The sequence below is a fragment of the Devosia subaequoris genome, assembly GCF_014197055.1.
GTDB lineage: Bacteria > Pseudomonadota > Alphaproteobacteria > Rhizobiales > Devosiaceae > Devosia > Devosia subaequoris.
This window is the reverse complement of the sequence record NZ_JACIEW010000003.1, coordinates 14,040-31,358: the sequence shown is the minus strand read 5'-3', so window position 1 is coordinate 31,358 and position 17,319 is coordinate 14,040. Positions and strand designations below refer to the sequence as shown.

At 61.7% G+C, this 17,319-nt stretch carries 19 protein-coding genes; 10 read left to right on the top strand and 9 right to left on the bottom strand.

Annotated features, from left to right (window positions below; genetic code table 11):
* Positions 1 to 40 precede the first annotated feature (40 nt).
* A complete protein-coding gene (locus tag GGR20_RS06890) occupies positions 41 to 214 on the top strand; it encodes a hypothetical protein (protein ID WP_183310518.1) in 174 nt (57 codons plus the stop codon).
* On the opposite strand, the gene GGR20_RS06885 is transcribed toward GGR20_RS06890, so the two are convergent.
* The 3 genes from GGR20_RS06885 to carA are packed head-to-tail and all read right to left on the bottom strand — an operon-like array spanning position 211 to position 2,525.
* Positions 211 to 516, bottom strand: a complete 306-nt coding sequence (locus GGR20_RS06885; RefSeq protein ID WP_183310517.1) for a branched-chain amino acid transport AzlD family protein — start codon at positions 514 to 516, stop codon at positions 211 to 213. The two genes, GGR20_RS06890 and GGR20_RS06885, sit on opposite strands and share 4 nt — an antisense overlap.
* Positions 516 to 1,232, bottom strand: a complete 717-nt coding sequence (locus tag GGR20_RS06880; protein ID WP_183310516.1) for an AzlC family ABC transporter permease — start codon at positions 1,230 to 1,232, stop codon at positions 516 to 518. Before GGR20_RS06880 ends, GGR20_RS06885 begins: the two co-directional genes overlap by 1 nt.
* Before the next feature lie 42 nt (positions 1,233 to 1,274).
* A complete protein-coding gene (carA, locus tag GGR20_RS06875) occupies positions 1,275 to 2,525 on the bottom strand; it encodes a glutamine-hydrolyzing carbamoyl-phosphate synthase small subunit (protein ID WP_183310515.1) in 1,251 nt (416 codons plus the stop codon).
* Positions 2,526 to 2,677: 152 nt separating this feature from the next.
* Between carA and GGR20_RS06870 the strand changes: the two genes are divergently transcribed.
* Positions 2,678 to 3,130, top strand: a complete 453-nt coding sequence (locus GGR20_RS06870) for a GatB/YqeY domain-containing protein (protein WP_183310514.1) — start codon at positions 2,678 to 2,680, stop codon at positions 3,128 to 3,130.
* A 6-nt stretch (positions 3,131 to 3,136) separates the two neighbouring features.
* Here the strand turns inward: GGR20_RS06870 and GGR20_RS06865 are convergent, their stop codons facing one another.
* Together GGR20_RS06865 and GGR20_RS06860 are read right to left on the bottom strand one after the other, a co-directional pair.
* The gene (locus GGR20_RS06865) at positions 3,137 to 4,276 is read right to left on the bottom strand and encodes a GGDEF domain-containing protein (RefSeq protein WP_183310513.1); all 1,140 of its coding nucleotides are present in this window, start codon (positions 4,274 to 4,276) and stop codon (positions 3,137 to 3,139) included.
* Between the two features lie 124 nt (positions 4,277 to 4,400).
* Positions 4,401 to 5,591, bottom strand: coding sequence for an MFS transporter (locus GGR20_RS06860; RefSeq protein WP_183310512.1), 1,191 nt, complete (start codon positions 5,589 to 5,591; stop codon positions 4,401 to 4,403).
* Between the two features lie 181 nt (positions 5,592 to 5,772).
* On the opposite strand from GGR20_RS06860, the gene GGR20_RS06855 reads away from it, so the two are divergent.
* The gene (locus GGR20_RS06855; protein WP_183310511.1) at positions 5,773 to 6,333 is read left to right on the top strand and encodes a DUF308 domain-containing protein; all 561 of its coding nucleotides are present in this window, start codon (positions 5,773 to 5,775) and stop codon (positions 6,331 to 6,333) included.
* 5 nt (positions 6,334 to 6,338) lie between these two features.
* On the opposite strand, the gene GGR20_RS06850 is transcribed toward GGR20_RS06855, so the two are convergent.
* On the bottom strand, positions 6,339 to 6,728 hold the full coding sequence (locus GGR20_RS06850) for a hypothetical protein (protein ID WP_183310510.1): 390 nt from the start codon (positions 6,726 to 6,728) through the stop codon (positions 6,339 to 6,341).
* A 57-nt stretch (positions 6,729 to 6,785) separates the two neighbouring features.
* Here GGR20_RS06850 and dnaG point away from each other — a divergent pair, with 57 nt between their 5' ends.
* The 5 genes from dnaG to GGR20_RS06825 all read left to right on the top strand — a co-directional run bounded on the left by dnaG (position 6,786) and on the right by GGR20_RS06825 (position 11,868).
* A complete protein-coding gene (dnaG, locus tag GGR20_RS06845) occupies positions 6,786 to 8,729 on the top strand; it encodes a DNA primase (protein WP_183310509.1) in 1,944 nt (647 codons plus the stop codon).
* Between the two features lie 191 nt (positions 8,730 to 8,920).
* Complete coding sequence (gene rpoD / locus GGR20_RS06840) at positions 8,921 to 10,969, top strand: RNA polymerase sigma factor RpoD (protein WP_183310508.1); 2,049 nt, start codon at positions 8,921 to 8,923, stop codon at positions 10,967 to 10,969.
* A gap of 11 nt (positions 10,970 to 10,980) precedes the next feature.
* Positions 10,981 to 11,286 carry a DUF2442 domain-containing protein gene (locus GGR20_RS06835; RefSeq protein WP_183310507.1) on the top strand — a complete coding sequence of 102 codons (306 nt, stop codon included), beginning with the start codon at positions 10,981 to 10,983 and terminating at the stop codon, positions 11,284 to 11,286.
* Complete coding sequence (locus GGR20_RS06830) at positions 11,286 to 11,573, top strand: HlyU family transcriptional regulator (RefSeq protein WP_183310506.1); 288 nt, start codon at positions 11,286 to 11,288, stop codon at positions 11,571 to 11,573. The genes GGR20_RS06835 and GGR20_RS06830 overlap by 1 nt, the downstream gene beginning before the upstream one ends.
* Positions 11,574 to 11,646: 73 nt before the next feature.
* Entirely contained in the window at positions 11,647 to 11,868 is a 222-nt protein-coding gene (locus GGR20_RS06825; RefSeq protein WP_183310505.1) for a hypothetical protein, read from the top strand.
* 122 nt (positions 11,869 to 11,990) lie between these two features.
* Here GGR20_RS06825 and GGR20_RS06820 read toward each other — a convergent pair whose 3' ends face one another.
* Complete coding sequence (locus GGR20_RS06820; RefSeq protein ID WP_183310504.1) at positions 11,991 to 12,392, bottom strand: hypothetical protein; 402 nt, start codon at positions 12,390 to 12,392, stop codon at positions 11,991 to 11,993.
* A 250-nt stretch (positions 12,393 to 12,642) separates the two neighbouring features.
* Positions 12,643 to 14,802, bottom strand: a complete 2,160-nt coding sequence (locus GGR20_RS06815) for an OmpA family protein (protein ID WP_183310503.1) — start codon at positions 14,800 to 14,802, stop codon at positions 12,643 to 12,645.
* 258 nt (positions 14,803 to 15,060) lie between these two features.
* Between GGR20_RS06815 and GGR20_RS06810 the strand changes: the two genes are divergently transcribed.
* Together GGR20_RS06810 and GGR20_RS06805 are read left to right on the top strand one after the other, a co-directional pair.
* On the top strand, positions 15,061 to 15,480 hold the full coding sequence (locus tag GGR20_RS06810; RefSeq protein ID WP_183310502.1) for a secondary thiamine-phosphate synthase enzyme YjbQ: 420 nt from the start codon (positions 15,061 to 15,063) through the stop codon (positions 15,478 to 15,480).
* 2 nt (positions 15,481 to 15,482) lie between these two features.
* Positions 15,483 to 16,313: a sulfite exporter TauE/SafE family protein gene (locus tag GGR20_RS06805; protein ID WP_183310501.1), complete on the top strand. Its 831-nt coding sequence runs from the start codon at positions 15,483 to 15,485 to the stop codon at positions 16,311 to 16,313.
* 262 nt (positions 16,314 to 16,575) lie between these two features.
* Here the strand turns inward: GGR20_RS06805 and GGR20_RS06800 are convergent, their stop codons facing one another.
* Positions 16,576 to 17,292: an SIMPL domain-containing protein gene (locus tag GGR20_RS06800; protein WP_183310500.1), complete on the bottom strand. Its 717-nt coding sequence runs from the start codon at positions 17,290 to 17,292 to the stop codon at positions 16,576 to 16,578.
* Positions 17,293 to 17,319 lie beyond the last annotated feature (27 nt).

Below are 17,319 nucleotides of genomic sequence, written 5' to 3'. Positions count from 1 at the left end.
GCGCGATCCGTTGAGTATGCTCAGCCAGTGGAGCGATAACATGGACAAACATCAGAAGACCGGTCCGGCGCAGCCTGACGAAATCGAGCGGCCCCGCGAAGATAGCGGCGCGTCGCAGTCCAGGGACAAGCAGGAAACGGGCGAGCGGCGTGAACAAGAGCGCGGGACCAACGGCTCGCGTGGCGTCAGTTCAAGGGAGAATAGCGGCGACTAAAGCCCAAATAGATGCCGGGCCAGCATGGCCGCAGCCCAGCCGGCGGCGAGCATGATCAGGCCCGGATAGCGCAGGCTGACCAGCGCCGCGGCGATCAAGGCGAGGCGCACATCCCAGCCATTGGTGAAGAAGGCCGGTGCCCAGAGGGTGGTCAACACGGCCGCTGGCACAGCGTTAAGCGCCTGCTCGAGACGGGGCGGCAGGGTGCGCATGCGGGTGATAAGGACATAGCCACCGACCCGTGTGGCGTAGGTTGCGAGGGCGGCGGCCAGGATCAGCCAGAGAATGGAAAGATCGTCCATCAGGAGGCGGCCTCTTCACTGACTTCTGCTGCAACAGGTTGCGCTGGCAGGGGCAGAAGGGCTGCAACCAGGACGCCGCAAATGGCGCCGATGCTCACATGCCAGGGCGAGCCGACAAAGTAGTAGCCGGCGACCGAGCCGACCATGCTGGCAGCGACAACCGGGTAGAAACCCGGCTTGCGTCGGAATGCAAGGACCAGCCCCAGAAAGTAGATAGGCAGCAGCACATCGATGGCCCAGGCCTTTGGGTCGCCCAGCATGGAGCCGAACCAGGCGCCCAGGGTCGAAAAGAACAGCCAGGAGAAATAGAAGACCAGGGCAAAGGCCATGTACCAGGTGAAAGTCAGGGGCCTACCCTGTTCGGCGCGACGGATCGCTTCGGCAAATTGGGGGTCGGTAAGGAAGAAGAAGGCAATGGCCTTCTGCAAGAGGCTATAGCCGCGAATGTGCCGGGCGATGGCGGCCGAATAAAGAATGTGGCGGAAATTGACGGCGAAGATCGAGAGAACGATGAGCCAGGGGGCGACCTGCTGGCCGAACAGCTCAATGCCGACAAGCTGGCTGGCACCTGCATAGATGGTGGCGCTCATCAGTGCCGCATCGAACACAGTCAGGCCATTATCGACGGCGACGGCACCGAACAGCACCGCAAAGGGTGAGGCGGACAGCGCGATGACCGCGCCGCCCTTGAGGCCTGCAACGATATCTTTGTTCATGGACGTGCTGCTGATGAGACTCGAGGGGAGATCCCGAGTGGATCAGGCCGCGGCGCCCGGCGCAATATATTCGGCCTTTTCGGGCAGGCCCTTCTGCTTGCGAACCTGATTAAGGAAGCGCGTGAACAGATAGTGGCTGTCCTGGGGGCCGGGGCTGGCTTCGGGGTGGTACTGCACCGAGAAGATCGGCTTGCCGTCGACGGCGAGGCCGGCGTTGGAGCCATCGAACAGGGACACGTGGGTCTGGGTGACGCCAGCGGGCAGGCTGTCGGCATCCACGGCGAAACCGTGGTTCATCGAGGTGATCTCGACTTTGCCGGTGGTCAGATCCTTGACCGGGTGATTGGCACCGTGATGGCCCTGATGCATCTTGGAGGTCTTGCCGCCCAGGGCCAGGCCCATGAGCTGGTGACCAAGGCAGATGCCGAACATGGGTTTACCGGTTTCCATGAGCTTCTGAATGGTCGGGACGGCGTAAGTGCCGGTCTCGGCCGGATCGCCGGGGCCGTTGGAGAGGAAGACCGCATCGGGATTGTGGGCCAGGATGTCGTCTGCCGAAGCAGTGGCAGGCACGACGGTGACCTTGGCACCCTGATCGGCGAGGCAGCGCAGAATGTTGCGCTTGGCGCCGTAATCGATGGCGACGACGTGGAATTCTGGGTTTTCCAGCGTGCCGTAGCCAACATTCCACTGCCAGCTGGTCTGGTCCCAGTGATAGGTCTGGGCAGTGGTGACTTCCTTGGCGAGGTCGAGACCTTCAAGGCCGGGGAAGGCGTTGAGTTCGGCGGCAATGGAGCCCTCGTCGAACTGGCCGGTTGGCTCATGGACGATGACGCCATTGGGCATGCCCTTTTCGCGGATCAGTGCGGTCAGGGCCCGAGTGTCGATGCCAGCGATGCCGATGATGTTGCGCTTCTTGAGCCAGGCATCGAGCTTTTCTGCAGCGCGGTAGTTGGACGGGTTGGTGATGTCGGCCTTGAGCACGACGCCGCGGACGCCCGAGAGGGCGGCCATGTTCACCGTCTCGATGTCGTCGTCATTGGTGCCGACATTGCCGATATGGGGGAAGGTGAAGGTGATGATCTGCCCGGCATAGGAGGGGTCGGTGAGCACTTCCTGATAACCGGTCATGGCGGTGTTGAAACACACTTCACCAGCTGCGTGGCCAACAGCGCCGAGGCCGTAACCCTCAAGGCGGGTGCCGTCCGCCAGAATCAGAACTGCGGTCGCGGGGGTCTGCTGCCAGCCGGTCACTTTGGGTCTCCAAGCTCGGTTTGTCGGGGCGCGCGGCATGAGTGGTGGCGGGGAGGCCTGCCCACAGCCGTGGCAATGATGTCGGTTGAGGCCTCCTCTTAGAAGGCATGGCCCAACAGCGCAAGTGGCGAAGCCTGCGTTTGTTGCCTATATGGGGGCGACAAATTGCATGGCAAGGAACCAGACGAAACATGCGCGAAGATATCAGCGAAGGGCTCAAACTGGCGCTCAAGGCCCGGGATCAGCGGCGCACCGCGACTTTGCGGTCGATCAATTCTGCGATCAAGGACCGCGACATTGCCAATCGTGGCGAAGGCAAGGGGCCGGCCACCAATGACGAGATTCTGGCCATGATCCAGAAAATGGTGAAGCAGCGCGAAGAGAGCTTTGCCATTTATGCCCAGGCGGGCCGCAGCGACCTGGCCACGGTAGAAAAGGAAGAAATCGATATTCTCAACGAATTCCTGCCCAAGGGACTGAGTGACGAGGAGGTTGCAGCGGCGATCGCTGCGGCGATTGCCGCTACCGGCGCTGAGGGGCCCAAGGACATGGGCAAGGTGATTGCCCGGCTCAAGGCGGACTATCCGGGACGAATCGATTTTGGCAAGGCGAGCGGACTGGTGCGGGCGGCGCTGAGCGCGTAGGCGCGCTCAGGCTACCAGGCGAAACGGAGCGATGTGCACACGGTTGCGACCGGCCTCCTTGGCCCCGTAGAGGGCAGTGTCGGCGCGGCTGAGAACCGAGGAAAATGTTTCACCCTCGCCGGCGGCAGCGAGACCGGCGCTGACGGTGGCGGTTTCTGTCTCGCTGCCGCCGGGCAGGGCCAGATCATCGAAGGCACGCCTGACCCGCTCGGCAGCGTGCCCTGCCATGTCACGGTCACCACCGGGCAGGATAGCGCAGAATTCCTCGCCGCCTATGCGGGCAATGATGTCACTGTGGCGCAATTCGCTGCGCAGGACATCAGCAAAGCGGACGAGCACCATGTCACCGTGAGCGTGGCCGAGATGGTCGTTGATCTGCTTGAAGCAATCGAGATCGAACATGATCACGGCCAAGCCGGTCGTTGGGGTGTTGTCGCTGAAGGCCTGGAACAAGGCACGCCGGTTGAGGACGCCGGTCAGCGCATCGGTATTGGCCTCCATGCGATGCCGTCGGGCAGCGCGAGCGTGGTGCAGGGTCAGCGTGATGGCGCCAATACCGGTCAGACCGACCAGCGACATGATGGAGTTGATGTCTTCGGCGAGATTGTCGGGTGGCCCATCAAGTATCCATTGCCCCTCTACCAGCAGCATGATTGCGCAGGCGAGGAAGGAGGCGGCGACCAGACCATAGATGATGGCATTGGCCACCATGGCCAAGCGGACATCCGCGCGGCCGCGCCAGCATTCCAGGCCACAAAGGGCCAGTATGACGCCGGCGTTTAAATTGAGCATCAGTGTGCCGACGCCGGTCAGGCCGAGCGCGAGTGGAATGAACGTCAGGATGATCGCGGCACTACCGATCCATAGTGCCGGGCGCACCGGCTTGTAGTTGAACAGGCGAGACCCCGAGTAGACATAGGCAAGGCCGGCGAGCATGACCGGAAAGGGGATGAGCTGGGTCAGCAGCGTATAGCTGTCCCCACGCAGGCCGAGAGCGACCATGGCCAATACGATCAGGCCAATGCCGGTTGCGCCGTGAATAAGGTAGGTTTCGGCCCGCGAATTGAGCCAGCCTATCACGAGCGCCAGAACGAGGGCGGCCCCGGAAAAGGCAATGCCGATCAGCAAAGAGGCGTTATCGATCATGTCGGGTCACCAGACAGGCCGAACTCGACCAGCGAAAACCTTCTCATAACGCCAATGTCAAAATGGATGGTTACGGGGAGCGGGAGAGTGTCCGTCTAGTGAGCGAAAGCTTAACGCATTCTTGTCACTGCGCCGGAACGCCCGTCGGCAGGGGCGGCGCGGCGTTGCTGCGGCGTTCCAGAAACGCCGAGAGGGTGGCAATCGCCACGGCGAAGGCGAGCGAGACTGCACCGATCAGCGGCAAGGCCCGATAACCCAGGCCTGCTTCGATCAGCGCTGCACCCAAGACGGCGCCAACGGCGATGCCGATATTGAAGCCGGCAGGAATAAGGGCCGACGTCAGGTTTGGGCCGTCGGCCGCCCAGAGCAGCATGCGGGACTGCAGGGGCGATCCAAAGGCAAAGGTGGCGCCGCCCCAAAGGATAATGGCGATGGCCATCGGGATGGCGTGGGGCGCAGCGAAGTAGAGGCTGACAAAGAGAGTCATCTGGAGGGTAAGGATGGCGATCAGCGAGGGCATGAGGCGCCAGTCGGCCAAGCGCCCGCCGATGAACACCCCAATGGTGGCGCCAATGCCAAACAGCAGCAGAATGATCGGTATCGCTTCGCTCCCCACGCCTGTGACGGTGAGCAGCAACGGGGCGATATAGGTGAAGAGACTGTATTGCCCGGTCATCACCAGCATGGCGATGGTGAAGCCCAGAAACACCTGCTGGCGCCCAAGGGCAGCAAATTCATGCCGGAAACTGCCCTGTGACGCTGTGGCACCGGCGCGGGCGGGCAAGACCGCGGCGATAACCAGGGTGGCCGCAAGACCGAGCAGACCCACTGCCCAGAAGGTGGCGCGCCAGCCCAGCATCGTGCCAATCGCCGAGCCGCCCGGTACGCCCAGGACGTTGGAGACAGTCAGGCCCGAAAGAATCAGCGCCATGGCAAAGCCGCGCCGGGCCGGTGGAACGAGGCTGGTGGCCAGCACAAAGGCGATGCCGAAATAGGCGCCGTGCAGCACCGACACGAAGATGCGGGCCAGAAGCAGCAGCTCGAAATTCGGCGCGATGGCGCAGAGCGCCTGCCCCAGGGTGAAGCCAACGCCGAGCACGAGGACGAGCAGCTTGCGGTTCATCTTCTTGGTGAGCACTGCCAGGGCCGGGCCGCCAATGGCGATGCCGATAGCGTAGCCGGAAACCAGGTAGCCGGCGACGGGAATGGACACGCCGAGCCCCAAAGCGACGTCTGGTAGAACGCCGGCAATGACGAATTCGGCCGTGCCGAAGGCAAAGGCCGCCAGAAACAGGGCAAGCAGGGGCAGGGACATGGTCAAGGCCGCAGGGGGAGGAGGCTATTGCGCCTCATTTCATGGACGGGGAACTGACGCAATGCACAATTTGGTTCGGACGCTTTAGAAAATCTATAGGGGGCTGGTGCTTGGGCGACTCCGCAAGTGCGGTTAATCTGGTTGACGTGAATGGGATGCGGACCGCCGCGAGGAGAGTGAGATGCCTGTTTCGTCCGAGACCAAGAAACGATTTGCACTGGCAACGGCGTTGCGGGGCCTACTGATGCTGGCGGCGGGGGTCTATGCGGTGATCTGGCCGCTGGAGGCGCTGGCGGTGTTGCTGCTGTTCGGCGGTATCTTGCTGCTGATCGACGGGGCGCTGGGGCTTTGGAGCCTGACTTTCGGTGGCGGCAAGAGCGGCAATTACTGGTTCGATGTGGTGGCCAATGCCGCCTCGCTTCTCCTGGGTGTGGTGATCCTGATAAGCCCCATGCTGGCGACCATTTTCACCGTGACCTTCATATCTGCCCTGATGGGGCTGGCGGCGATTGTCGTCGGCGTGATGCAGATCGTGGTGATCGTGCGGGAGCGTGAGAGCTATGCGCGGATCTGGCCGGTGGTGCTTGCAGGTGCATCCTATGTGTTGCTGGGGCTGCTGTTGCTGCTGTTCCCGCTGCTCAGCGCCTGGGTGGCGATGATCATCGGCGGCATTCTGCTGATCATCTTTGCTGTCGGCCTGTTTGGCTGGGCCTGGCGGCTGTACCAGGCGAGCAAGGCCTGATTGGCTCAGCGATAAACGACAGTGATGTCCGCCACTGTCTCATCCTGACGCAACACTTCGCCGGTCTGGGGCAGGGTGATCTCGATCTGGCCCTCGGCGCCCCAACGCGGGGCCAAGTCGGTGGCTTCGACGACAGAGACGAAGCTGGCGGCATCGAACGGCACTTCTTCACCCGGCGGGACAAGCGCGGCCTGGATATTGGGTGGTGTCTCGCCGCAGGCGCGGGAGAATGTCACCAGATCATATTCCCCATCGGGCGCGGTAAGGCGCTCGGCCTCGGTGATGACGCAGGCAGGAACCATGTCATTGACCACCCAAAGCGTGACACCAATGGCCAGCGCCGGACCTGCGGTGAGGGCGATCAGCACGGCGACGGGCATTTTGGCTTTGGGCATGGCTGTGGAAAACTCTCTGCTGATGACTTGGGCGCTGTGAGCGCCTAGATAACATACATGCGCTTTACCGATACGTTCCTGGACGAAATTCGCCAGCGCCTGCCGATTACGCAGGTGGTGGGCGAGCATGTCTTGTGGGATAAGCGCAAAAGCCAGCCGGGCAAAGGCGATATGTGGGCTTGCTGCCCGTTTCACGCCGAGAAGAGCCCGAGTTTTCACGCCGATGACCGGCGCGGCATTTATCACTGCTTTGGCTGTGGGGCCACGGGTGACCACTTCCGGTTCCTGACTGAAAAGGCCGGGATGAGTTTTCCCGAGGCGGTCGAGAAACTGGCGGGGATGGCCGGCGTGCAGATGCCGGCGCGCGACGAACGCACCGAAAAGCGCGAAGCGGCGCAGCGCGGGCTGGCCGATGTCATGGAATTGGCGACCAAATATTTCGAAGCGGCGCTGGCGCACAATATCGGGGCGCGGGCGCGAGGCTATCTATTTGAGCGCGGGGTGACACCGGCAAGTCAGGCCAGGTTCCGGATCGGTTTTGCGCCGGAAAGCCGCAATGGGCTCAAGGAACATCTGGCGGCCAATGGCGTATCGGGTCAGGCGATGATCGATGCCGGTCTGGTGACCAGCCGTGACGATGATCCGCTGACTTATGATCGGTTCCGCAACCGTGTGATGTTCCCGATCACCGATTTTCGTGGCCGGGTGATCGCATTTGGCGGACGGGCCATGAGCCCGGATGTGCCGGCGAAATATCTCAATTCGCCGGAAACCCAGCTCTTCTCCAAACGGCAGACGCTTTACAATGGCCAGTCGGCGCGCGCGGCAGCGCGGGATGGAGCCAGCGTGATTGTCGTAGAAGGCTATCTCGACGTGATCGCGGCAGTGGCCGCCGGATTTGAAGGGGCGGTGGCGCCGCTGGGGACGGCGCTGACCGAGGAGCATATTCAACTGCTCTGGCGCATGAGCGATACGCCGATCCTGTGTTTTGATGGCGACAAGGCGGGCCTCAAGGCGGCGGAGCGGGCGGCGGATATCATCCTGCCGCATCTGAAACCCGGCAAGAGCGTCAAGATTGCCACGCTGCCTGAGGGGCAGGATCCGGACGATCTGATCAAGGCGCAGGGGCGCGGCGCTTTTGCCGAGGTGATCGAAAAGGCGCGCAGCCTGTCGGACATGGTGTGGAGTTTCGAGACAGGCGGATTGGTGCCCGAGGCGCCCGAAGAGCGCGCCGCGCTTCAGGCGCGCTTGCGCGAACGGGCCAATGGCATCCAGGATTCGACCGTGCGCTTCCACTATGCTCAGGCCTTTGACGAGAAATTGAAGGCCTTTTTTGCGCCGCTGCGCCAGGGGGGCGGGCGCGAAAACTGGCGGGGCGGCGGCAAGCCGGCCTATGGGCAGAGCGGAGCCTATGGCTATCCGGGTCGTGGCACGCCGCGCCTGGTGGTTTCGGACACACTGCGCAATTCGCGACTGCTCAGGACAGGCGCGATGGCCGATGCCAGCCCGCGTGAGGCGACGATTATTCTGACGCTGGTCAATCATCCGGCGCTGGTCGAAGACCAGTTCGAAGCACTTGCGGCGCTCGATTGCGAAACGCCGGTGGCGCAGAAGGTGCTGGGCGACATTCTGGCCTTGGCGGTACGGCATCACGATATCTCGGCTGATGATTTGCGCGCGGCGCTTGGGGTGCGCGGACATGGCCCGGCGTTGCAGCGAATGACCGAATCACTGACGCGGCAGGGCGTGTGGCAGGTGAGCGCCGAGACGGCGCTGGTGGATGCCGAGACCGGATTAAGTCACGCGCTGGCCTTGCATAACAAGAAAGTTCAGCTAAATAGGGAGCTGAAGGCAGCCGAAGCCGCGCTGGGCGAAGACCCGAGCGAAGAAACCTTTGAAAGGCTGCGGGACATCAAGAACCAGATTACCACTGTCGATGGCACAGAGGCATTGATCGAAGGATTTGGTTCGCTATCAGGACGCGCAACTCGCAGTTTTTGAGGGGAAAACCCGAGAGACTGGCGACGCTGCGCGATTTTGCGTTGTGGCGAATCACTGCCACAATCCCCGAAAGCGAGCCATGTCACACGAGCGTGTTAACGCTCCGGTGATGGAACCTTTACCTTGTCTTGAGTTGTCACCACCTAAGACACAGCCGGGACCACCCGCCCGTGGGTCCCGAGGAGTACCAGATGGCCACCAAGGCAGCGAACAAAGCCTCGAAGGAAACCGAAAAGCCGGAAAGCGGCGCCCCGGAATCCTCCAACGATTCTCCCTTGATCGATCAGAACGATGCAGCCGTCAAAAAGCTGATCAAGGTCGCCAAGAAGCGAGGCTATGTCACTTATGAAGAACTGAACGCTGTCCTGCCCTCGGACGAGGTCAGCTCCGAGCAGATCGAAGACTTCATGTCGATGTTCTCTGAGATGGGCATCAACGTGGTCGACGAGGATGAGGTCGAAGAGACCGAAGTCGAAAAGGACGAGGAAGAAAGCGGCACCGAAGTCGCCACCTCGACCGGCACGGCCGTTGCCAACACTTCCAATGCGAAGTCAGGGTCCGACCGCACCGACGACCCGGTTCGCATGTATCTGCGCGAAATGGGCTCGGTCGAACTGCTCAGCCGCGAAGGCGAAATCGCTATCGCCAAGCGGATCGAGGCTGGCCGCGAAACCATGATCGAGGGGCTTTGTGAGAGCCCGCTGACGTTCCAGGCCATCATCATCTGGCGCGAGCAGCTTGGTCAGGGCGAAATCCTGCTGCGTGACATTATCGACCTGGAAGCCACCTATGCAGGCCCTGACGCCAAGCAGGCGGCGCCTGAGGTGCAGGTTGCGCCCAAGCCGGAAGCTGAGCCAGCCAAGGAAAAGCCCAAGGCCGCCCCCAACCGCACGTCGAGCGGTGATAACGAGTATGTGCCCGAGGAGCCGGAAGCCCCTCAGGATCCGCAGGACGACGACGACGACGAATTCGACAACGCCCTGTCGCTCTCGGCCATGGAAGCCGAACTCAAGCCCCAGGTGGTGGAAACGTTTGATCGCATCGCCGATGCTTATGGGCAGATGCGCGAAATGCAGGATCGCCACGCTGAAGACCGCACGGCGGCCATTTCGGATGCCGACAACAACCGGCTCAGCGCCCTGCGCGCCGAGGTGATTGCCGATGTGAAGTCGTTGTCGCTGAACAATGGCCGTATCGAAAGCCTGGTTGAGCAGCTCTACGACATCAATAAGCGTCTGGTGCGCCTTGAAGGCCGCCTGTTGCGCCTGGCCGAGAGCTATGGCGTCAAGCGCGAGTCGTTTCTCGAAAATTATTATGGCCGCGAACTGGACCCGAGCTGGGAATGGTCGCTGGAGACCTTCGATGGCAAGGGGTGGGCGGAATTTGCCCGCCGCGAGACCGACACCATTGCCGATATCCGCAATGACATCGCCACGCTGGCCACAGAAGCCGGGCTTGATATCGGCGAATATCGTCGCATCGTGCACAAGGTGCAGAAGGGCGAGCGCGAAGCCGCTATCGCCAAGAAGGAAATGGTGGAAGCCAACCTTCGCCTGGTGATCTCGATTGCCAAGAAGTACACCAACCGTGGCCTGCAGTTCCTGGACCTGATCCAGGAGGGCAATATCGGTCTGATGAAGGCCGTGGACAAGTTCGAGTACCGCCGCGGCTACAAATTCTCGACCTATGCCACCTGGTGGATCCGCCAGGCGATCACTCGTTCGATCGCCGATCAGGCGCGCACCATCCGTATTCCGGTGCACATGATCGAGACGATCAACAAGATCGTTCGCACCAGCCGCCAGATGCTGCATGAAATCGGCCGTGAACCGACGCCGGAAGAGCTCAGCGAAAAGCTGCAGATGCCGCTCGACAAGGTGCGCAAGGTGCTCAAGATCGCCAAGGAGCCGATCTCGCTCGAAACCCCGATTGGTGACGAAGAAGATTCGAACCTGGGCGATTTCATCCAGGACGCCAATGCGGTGCAGCCGATCGACGCGGCGATCCAGTCGAACCTACGTGAAACCACGACCCGCGTGCTGGCTTCGCTCACCCCGCGTGAAGAACGTGTGCTGCGCATGCGCTTTGGTATCGGCATGAACACCGACCACACGCTTGAAGAGGTCGGTCAGCAGTTCTCGGTGACTCGCGAGCGTATTCGTCAGATCGAGGCCAAGGCGCTGCGCAAGCTCAAGCACCCGAGCCGGTCGCGCAAGCTGCGGAGCTTTTTGGACAACTAGGAGAGTAGCTCATGGCTGCTCCCCGGCTCAAACTCACCTCGCTGCGCACCGCCATCCCGTTCAAGCTGGTGGTGACGTTTTCCGACGGCAGCTGGGGAACGTTCAATGCGGCCCCGATGCTGGCCGAGCGGGGTGAAGGCACCGAGCCGCTGCGGGATCGAGGCTATTTCGCCAAGGTCGATCTGGTGAATGGGAAGCCGATCTGGCCGAACTATTTTGACATCTCGCCGCTTTGGTTGCAGGAGGAGATGAACAAGCGTGGTGAGTTGCAGCGACCCCGACCAGCGCGCAGGACAGGACAAACAGGAGGCCCGTAATGTCGTTCTTCAAGAAGCTCTTCGGCGGTGGCGCCGCCTCGGAACCGGAGGGCGACAAGGTTCTGGGCGAAGAGGGTTACAAGGGCTACCAGATCAAGGCCATCGAGATGAAGGCAGGCGGCGAGTTGCAGCTTGCAGGCCTGATCGAGAAGCAGGTCGAGGGTGAGGTCAAGACCTATCGCTTTATCCGCGCCGACAAGATGAGCTCGCGCGAGGACCTGGTGGCGCTGGCGCTGAGCAAGGGACGCCAGATCATCGACGAGCAAGGCGACCAGATCTACCGCTAAGACGCACACGCACAAATTGACCGAAGACCGCGAGCCATGCCGGCTCGCGGTTTCTGTTTGAAAGGATGCCGAGATGGCCCGGAAACCGACCCCACGCACCGAATTCGTGATGTTCGACGTCGTTTATGAAGACGGCTCGCAGCGCTCCAACCGCAAGGTGGATGCGAGCCTGCTGGGCGGCCTTGATGGCGATGAGCCAGCGCGTGCCGCCATCATGGAGCAGGACCGTGTCATTTCGGAAAAGTCCGGCCTTCCGCCGCAGGAGATCAAGTCAATCAAGCGCAGCGGCAAATAGCCAGCCGTGGGGGCACCTTAGATATTGCCAGCATCCGGGACGGAAGGCGCAATAAAAAGACCCCGGCGGGGGCACCGGGGTCTCTTTCGGTCCTGGAGGGAGGGGCCAGGTCCGGTTCAGTGTTACTGGGTAGGTTCGGCCGGGGGGGCGACCTCTGCGTCCGTGGCCGGAGCGGTTTCAGCCGGAGTGATAGGCTCGGCAGCGGGAGCGGCCTCGGTCATCGGGGCGGTTTCTGCGGCAGGAGCCTCGGTGGCTGGAGCCGGGGCGGTCTCGACTGCGGGGGCTTCGGTGATCGGAGCCGGAGCGACTGCCGGGTCGGTCAAGGGGGCCTCAGTGGCCGGCACGCCGTTCACATCGACGGTGGTCGAAGGACCGGAATTGGCCGAGAAGACGAGGTAGCCAATCGCCAGCAGGGCGAGAGCCACAATGATGCCGACGAACCAGCCGGTACCATTGCTCTCGCGGGTGTAGACGGTGCGGTTTCCGTCTCGGGTGTAAACAGTATCGCGTTCGGGGGTAGCCATCATTTGCTCCTATGTTGCAACGCTGGCTAATAAACGCGGTCCCAAATGGAGAGTTCCCAAGTTTGTGAAGAGCGTTTTACTGGCCAGCTCTTTTTCTGAAAACTTAACAGAATCAATGGACTGTCGCCTCGTATCAAGTTCATTCGACAGTGACTCATTGTGGCTTTTTCAAGAATTCGTCAGCGCTCGAGCAAGCAATAGAAAAGGCCGGGCGCGAGGCCCGGCCTTTCAGCGTGGTCCGGTGTCGTGATCAGCGTGCGGCGACGGTGATCAGCGGCGTGATCCGGCGGATAGTGACGCGGCGGTTTTGACGCTCAGCCGCCTCGGTACGGATCTTCAAATAACGTTCGCCATAGCCCTGGGTAGCCAGGTTTTCAGGCGGTACGCCATAGAAGTCGGTCAAGACGCGGGCAACGGTGGCAGCCCGCAGGTCCGACAGACGCAGGTTGGCGATGTCCGATCCGATAGCGTCGGTGTGACCCTCTATGAGGAAGGTCTCGTTCGGATTGCGCTCAAGCAGGGACAGCATGGCATTTGCAACGCTGGACAAGGCCTGAACCTGGCTTCTCTCGATAGTGGCTTCGCCGGTATCGAAAGTCAGATTGCCCACTTCGAGGCGACGGACACTGTCACGCAGTCGGGCCGAACGCTTCACCTCATCGATGGAATAGAGGCGGGCGACCTGCTCTACCGGCGGCTGGCTAAAGAAGACTTCGACTTCCTCTTCGTCAGCATAGCGGGCATCGAGTACATATTCGCGGACCGGGATGTTGAGGCGAAGCGGAGGAAGGTCCTCGGCTGGGTCGCGCCAGCGTTCCAGGTCGTCGTAGTAGCTGTCGTCGAAGTAGGCCAGGATGTATTCGCGGCCGTCCGGGGCAATACGCGAGCGGCGCAGGATATCGCCGTTGCGATTGCGCACCGTGATGATCTGGGTGCCGTCTGGGCGGGTGATCACTTCGCGAACGCGGTTATTGCTGAGGCGCTCGTAGTAGATCTCATCTTCCTGGGGATCGTAGAAACGATCAGTGTCCAGGCCGACCGAGTTAACGAACAGCTGCGTACCAACCTGCAGGATGAGCTGCGTGAAGGCATCACCGTTGTTGGTCTGTACTTTCGGCGCCTCGACTACGGTGACGGGCGTCTGTTGCGACCCAGTGGTGACCGTGTTGTTGTCGCCGGTCACATTGGTGGTGATGTTGGTGACGTAATTGTTGATCACGGTCTGATTGACGGTCGCGTTCTCTTCGGCTCTCACAGCCTCGCCTTCGTCTGCAGTCACTGCAGCGATGGGTTGAGCTGAAAATGCGCGGGTTGCTTCGGACTGAGCTTCCTCGTCATTAGCCGGGGGCGGCGCAGCGGGTTCCTCGGCGGCGGCGGCTTCGCCTTCAACAGGCTGAGCGCTTTCCGAGGGCGCGGCTTCTTCATCCTTGGCGCTGTCGAGCACCGGAGCGACCTGATCCTGGGTCACGCCCTCAGGCAGGTCCTCGATCACTTCGGCCGGTTCACCTTCGGAGGTGGTTTCCTCTGCGGGTGCAGGCTGTTCGTCACCAGGGGCGGGAGCCGCAGGCTGTTCGTCACCAGGGGCGGGAGCCGCAGGCTGTTCGTCGGTGGACATGGATTCGGGAAGCGGGGTCAGCTCAAGACCGTATTCGGCGAGGCAGGCCTCAATGTCGGCATAGCCGAGCCCGCCACAGATTACGGTGATCTGGTCCAAGGCTGCATCGATGCGGGATTGCGCTTCGGTGGCATCGGCTCCGGCGGAGAGGTCGGCGACCGCCGCATTGTGGGCGTCAACCTGAGCGATCAATCGTGCTTCAATGCTGGCGTCTTCTGTAATGGCAGGGTCCGCAGTCGCTGGATCCTGGGCAGGGGTCGCTTCTTGAGCGACGGGTGCTTCCTCAGCAGGCGCCTGCTCCGTCATGGGTTCTTCGTTGACGGAGGGCTCTTCCTTGGCGGGAGCTGGTTCGGTGGCCGGTTCCTCCGCCTTGGGCTGTTCAGCGGCAGGTTCTTCCACCGGCTGTTCCTGGACGACAGGCTCTTCCTGTGCCGGCGGCTGTTCAGCGGCAGGCTCTTCGGCAACCGGTGCTTCAGTTGGCGCAACGTCTTCCGCAGGAGCTGGCTGTTCGGCGGGGGCGGCATCTTCTGCCGCAGGCTCTTCAGCAGCCGGTTGGGTCCCGGCGGCCTCGATCGCGGCGATACACTCTTCCAGGCTGGTGTAGCCGCCGACGATGCACAGCTCGGTCAAAGCAGTCTGTGCTTCTTCCAGGGCGGCGGCGTCGCCCGAGGCCTGGGCGTTAAGATAAGCCTGATAGGCTGATTGCAATTCGGCGTCCTGGGCGTGTGCCGAGATCGGCGCAAAGGCCAGCAGGCCGATGCTGGTTCCGGCAAGGAGCCAGTTCTTGAGGCGCATTGTTCTTATCCTTTTGTGTTTGAAACACTTCCCGTCGAGCATCGTGGTGCGTACCTGAACGCTGTATGAACAGTTCTCGATGGCCAGGCTTGTGTCCGACAGGCCCCGCACAGCCCAGAACGCGGGGTTTTGACAGGAGTTCCGTCGCCAACAATCTTGAATGAGAGAATGGCGCATTGCGGCGGCAATGCGGCGTGGTGGACGGATCGCAGCGGTCGCGGACTTCCGGACCAGGTGTGCCCGTGCTAGGCGACAGGGATGCAGCAGGCAATTGATAGCCATATCGTCGAAACGCAGGGTCAGGGCCTCTATGAGGTGACCCGGGCGCTGCGGAGTTTTGTTGCCAAAACACGGATCGAGACGGGGCTGGCGACAGCCTATGTGCGGCATACCTCCTGCTCGCTTCTGATTCAGGAAAATGCCGATCCGGATGTGCAGACCGATATGCTCGGCTTCTTTCAGCGGCTGGTGCCCGAAGGCATGGACTGGCTTGTGCACACCACCGAAGGTCCGGACGACATGCCCGCCCACATCAAGGCCGCGCTCACCCAAACCTCGATCGGCATTCCGGTCAGCGGCGGGCGGCCGGTGCTGGGCACTTGGCAGGGGCTCTATCTTTTCGAACACCGGCGGCGACCGCACCGGCGCGAGCTGGTATTTCATATCATCGGGGAATAAACATGGATTGGAGCGTCTTGGCCGGTTACTGGCCCTTCGTGCTGGGGCTGATGGTGACCGGGGTGGTCTCGGGCATCGCTGCGGGCTTGCTGGGCATTGGCGGCGGCGCGGTGATTGTGCCGGCCCTCAGCAACGCCCTGTTGTTGATGGGCTATGATGCCGAGGTGGTGCAGCATGTGGCCGTGGGCACTTCGCTCGCCATCATCATTCCAACCGGAATCATGAGTGCACGGGCGCACCACAAGCGCGGCGCGCTCGATCTTAATGTGCTCAAGCTCTGGGCGCCGTTCATCGTGCTGGGGACGTTTGTCGGCGGGCTGATGGCGGGGCTCTATTCAGGCGACGTGCTGCGCATGGTGTTTGCCGTCATGGCCTTCGTGATCGCGGCCAATATCATCTTCGCCTTCCAGACCAAGCTGATGGGGCATCTCAAGGGATCAAGCATTACGCATCGCATTTCGGCGCTGGTCGTGGGTTATGTGTCATCCCTGATGGGTATCGGCGGCGGCTCGCTGACCGTGCCGACGCTGGTGGCGTTCGGAGAGACAATGCACAAGGCAGTTGGCACATCCGCGGCCATAGGCGTGGCGATTGCCGTTTCGGGTACTGCCGGATTTCTGATTTCGGGCTGGGGTGTGGATGGACTGCCCCCGCTCAGCGTAGGCTACATAAATCTGCTGGCGCTGGCTCTGGTAGGCGTGCTCGCCGCCCTCTGTGCACCCTGGGGCGCGGCGTTGGCGCATCGGCTGGAGCAGAAGACACTTAAATATGTGTTCGCCCTGTTCCTGGTGGTGGTGGGCCTGAATATGTTGTGGGAAGTGGTGACGGGGTAAACCGATCCAAGGCAGGTCGTTGCCTTTGCCAACATCGCATCGCTCACCGGGCCCGTCGTCGGCTTTGCCGAACGACGGCGGAGGGGTAGGTGGGGACGGAGTGACTACGGTGGAACCGTCCCCACCGCCCAAGCCCCCTCAATGAGGGGATCCGGGAACTCAAAGGCAGACCGGAGGTCGGGTCTGCCCATGAAAATACTCAACGCGCGTTTGGCCGTTACGGTTTGGCCAAAACATGGCAGCGCGGGAAGTTGTGCACCGATTAGTCAGTGCTGTTGTTCAAATCCCACGTCACATTCACGGTAATGGCAAAGCTCATTTCGCCCGCCTCCACAGGGACCGGGGCCGCGTCCGCCATTTCCGCCCGGGCATACATGGGGTAGGGCTGGGGGGCGTTGAAGTCCTGCCGCTCGGAAATCTGCTCCAAATCGCCCAGTTTCACATCGGCGGCGTCGGCATAGAGCTCAGCCTTGTCGCGTGCATTGTCGAAAGCCAGCTTGCGGGCTTCATCGAGCAGTTCGGATGGATCGGCCACAGAGGAGCTGACGCCATTGACGGTGTTGGCCCCCACGGTCACCGAGCGGTCGAGAATGCTGCCCAGCTCTTCGAGATCACGCACGACGACGGTGACCGAATTGGACACCTGATAGCCGTTGATCTTGGGCGGCTTGGAATAGCCCAGCTCGTCCCGGGCGTCGGAATAGACATAGTTCGGGTTGACCGAAAAACCGGAGGTCTGGATATCCCGCGCTTCGATGCCGGACTCCTTGAGAGCGGCAATCAGCTCGCTCATCGCGGCCGTATTGGCGTCGAGCGCTTCGCGAGCGGTGGCGCCCTGGGTGGTGACGCCAGAATTGATGGTGGCCATGTCCGGAGCGGCGCGTACTTCGCCGCGCCCTTCAATGGCGATGGTTCCTGCAAATGCAGGCAGGGTCGTTGCGATCAATGCGAGTGGGACGAGGACGCTAAGGGCACGCATGGATAACTCCTTGAATCAGTGCTGGGC

Coding starts and splice junctions, on each gene's coding strand:
- GGR20_RS06890 (WP_183310518.1), top strand. CDS start 41: ATGGACAAACATCAGAAGACCGGTCCGGCGCAGCCTGACGAAATCGAG.
- GGR20_RS06885 (WP_183310517.1), bottom strand. CDS start 516: ATGGACGATCTTTCCATTCTCTGGCTGATCCTGGCCGCCGCCCTCGCA.
- GGR20_RS06880 (WP_183310516.1), bottom strand. CDS start 1,232: ATGAACAAAGATATCGTTGCAGGCCTCAAGGGCGGCGCGGTCATCGCG.
- carA (WP_183310515.1), bottom strand. CDS start 2,525: ATGCCGCGCGCCCCGACAAACCGAGCTTGGAGACCCAAAGTGACCGGC.
- GGR20_RS06870 (WP_183310514.1), top strand. CDS start 2,678: ATGCGCGAAGATATCAGCGAAGGGCTCAAACTGGCGCTCAAGGCCCGG.
- GGR20_RS06865 (WP_183310513.1), bottom strand. CDS start 4,276: ATGATCGATAACGCCTCTTTGCTGATCGGCATTGCCTTTTCCGGGGCC.
- GGR20_RS06860 (WP_183310512.1), bottom strand. CDS start 5,591: ATGTCCCTGCCCCTGCTTGCCCTGTTTCTGGCGGCCTTTGCCTTCGGC.
- GGR20_RS06855 (WP_183310511.1), top strand. CDS start 5,773: ATGCCTGTTTCGTCCGAGACCAAGAAACGATTTGCACTGGCAACGGCG.
- GGR20_RS06850 (WP_183310510.1), bottom strand. CDS start 6,728: ATGCCCAAAGCCAAAATGCCCGTCGCCGTGCTGATCGCCCTCACCGCA.
- dnaG (WP_183310509.1), top strand. CDS start 6,786: ATGCGCTTTACCGATACGTTCCTGGACGAAATTCGCCAGCGCCTGCCG.
- rpoD (WP_183310508.1), top strand. CDS start 8,921: ATGGCCACCAAGGCAGCGAACAAAGCCTCGAAGGAAACCGAAAAGCCG.
- GGR20_RS06835 (WP_183310507.1), top strand. CDS start 10,981: ATGGCTGCTCCCCGGCTCAAACTCACCTCGCTGCGCACCGCCATCCCG.
- GGR20_RS06830 (WP_183310506.1), top strand. CDS start 11,286: ATGTCGTTCTTCAAGAAGCTCTTCGGCGGTGGCGCCGCCTCGGAACCG.
- GGR20_RS06825 (WP_183310505.1), top strand. CDS start 11,647: ATGGCCCGGAAACCGACCCCACGCACCGAATTCGTGATGTTCGACGTC.
- GGR20_RS06820 (WP_183310504.1), bottom strand. CDS start 12,392: ATGGCTACCCCCGAACGCGATACTGTTTACACCCGAGACGGAAACCGC.
- GGR20_RS06815 (WP_183310503.1), bottom strand. CDS start 14,802: ATGCGCCTCAAGAACTGGCTCCTTGCCGGAACCAGCATCGGCCTGCTG.
- GGR20_RS06810 (WP_183310502.1), top strand. CDS start 15,061: ATGCAGCAGGCAATTGATAGCCATATCGTCGAAACGCAGGGTCAGGGC.
- GGR20_RS06805 (WP_183310501.1), top strand. CDS start 15,483: ATGGATTGGAGCGTCTTGGCCGGTTACTGGCCCTTCGTGCTGGGGCTG.
- GGR20_RS06800 (WP_183310500.1), bottom strand. CDS start 17,292: ATGCGTGCCCTTAGCGTCCTCGTCCCACTCGCATTGATCGCAACGACC.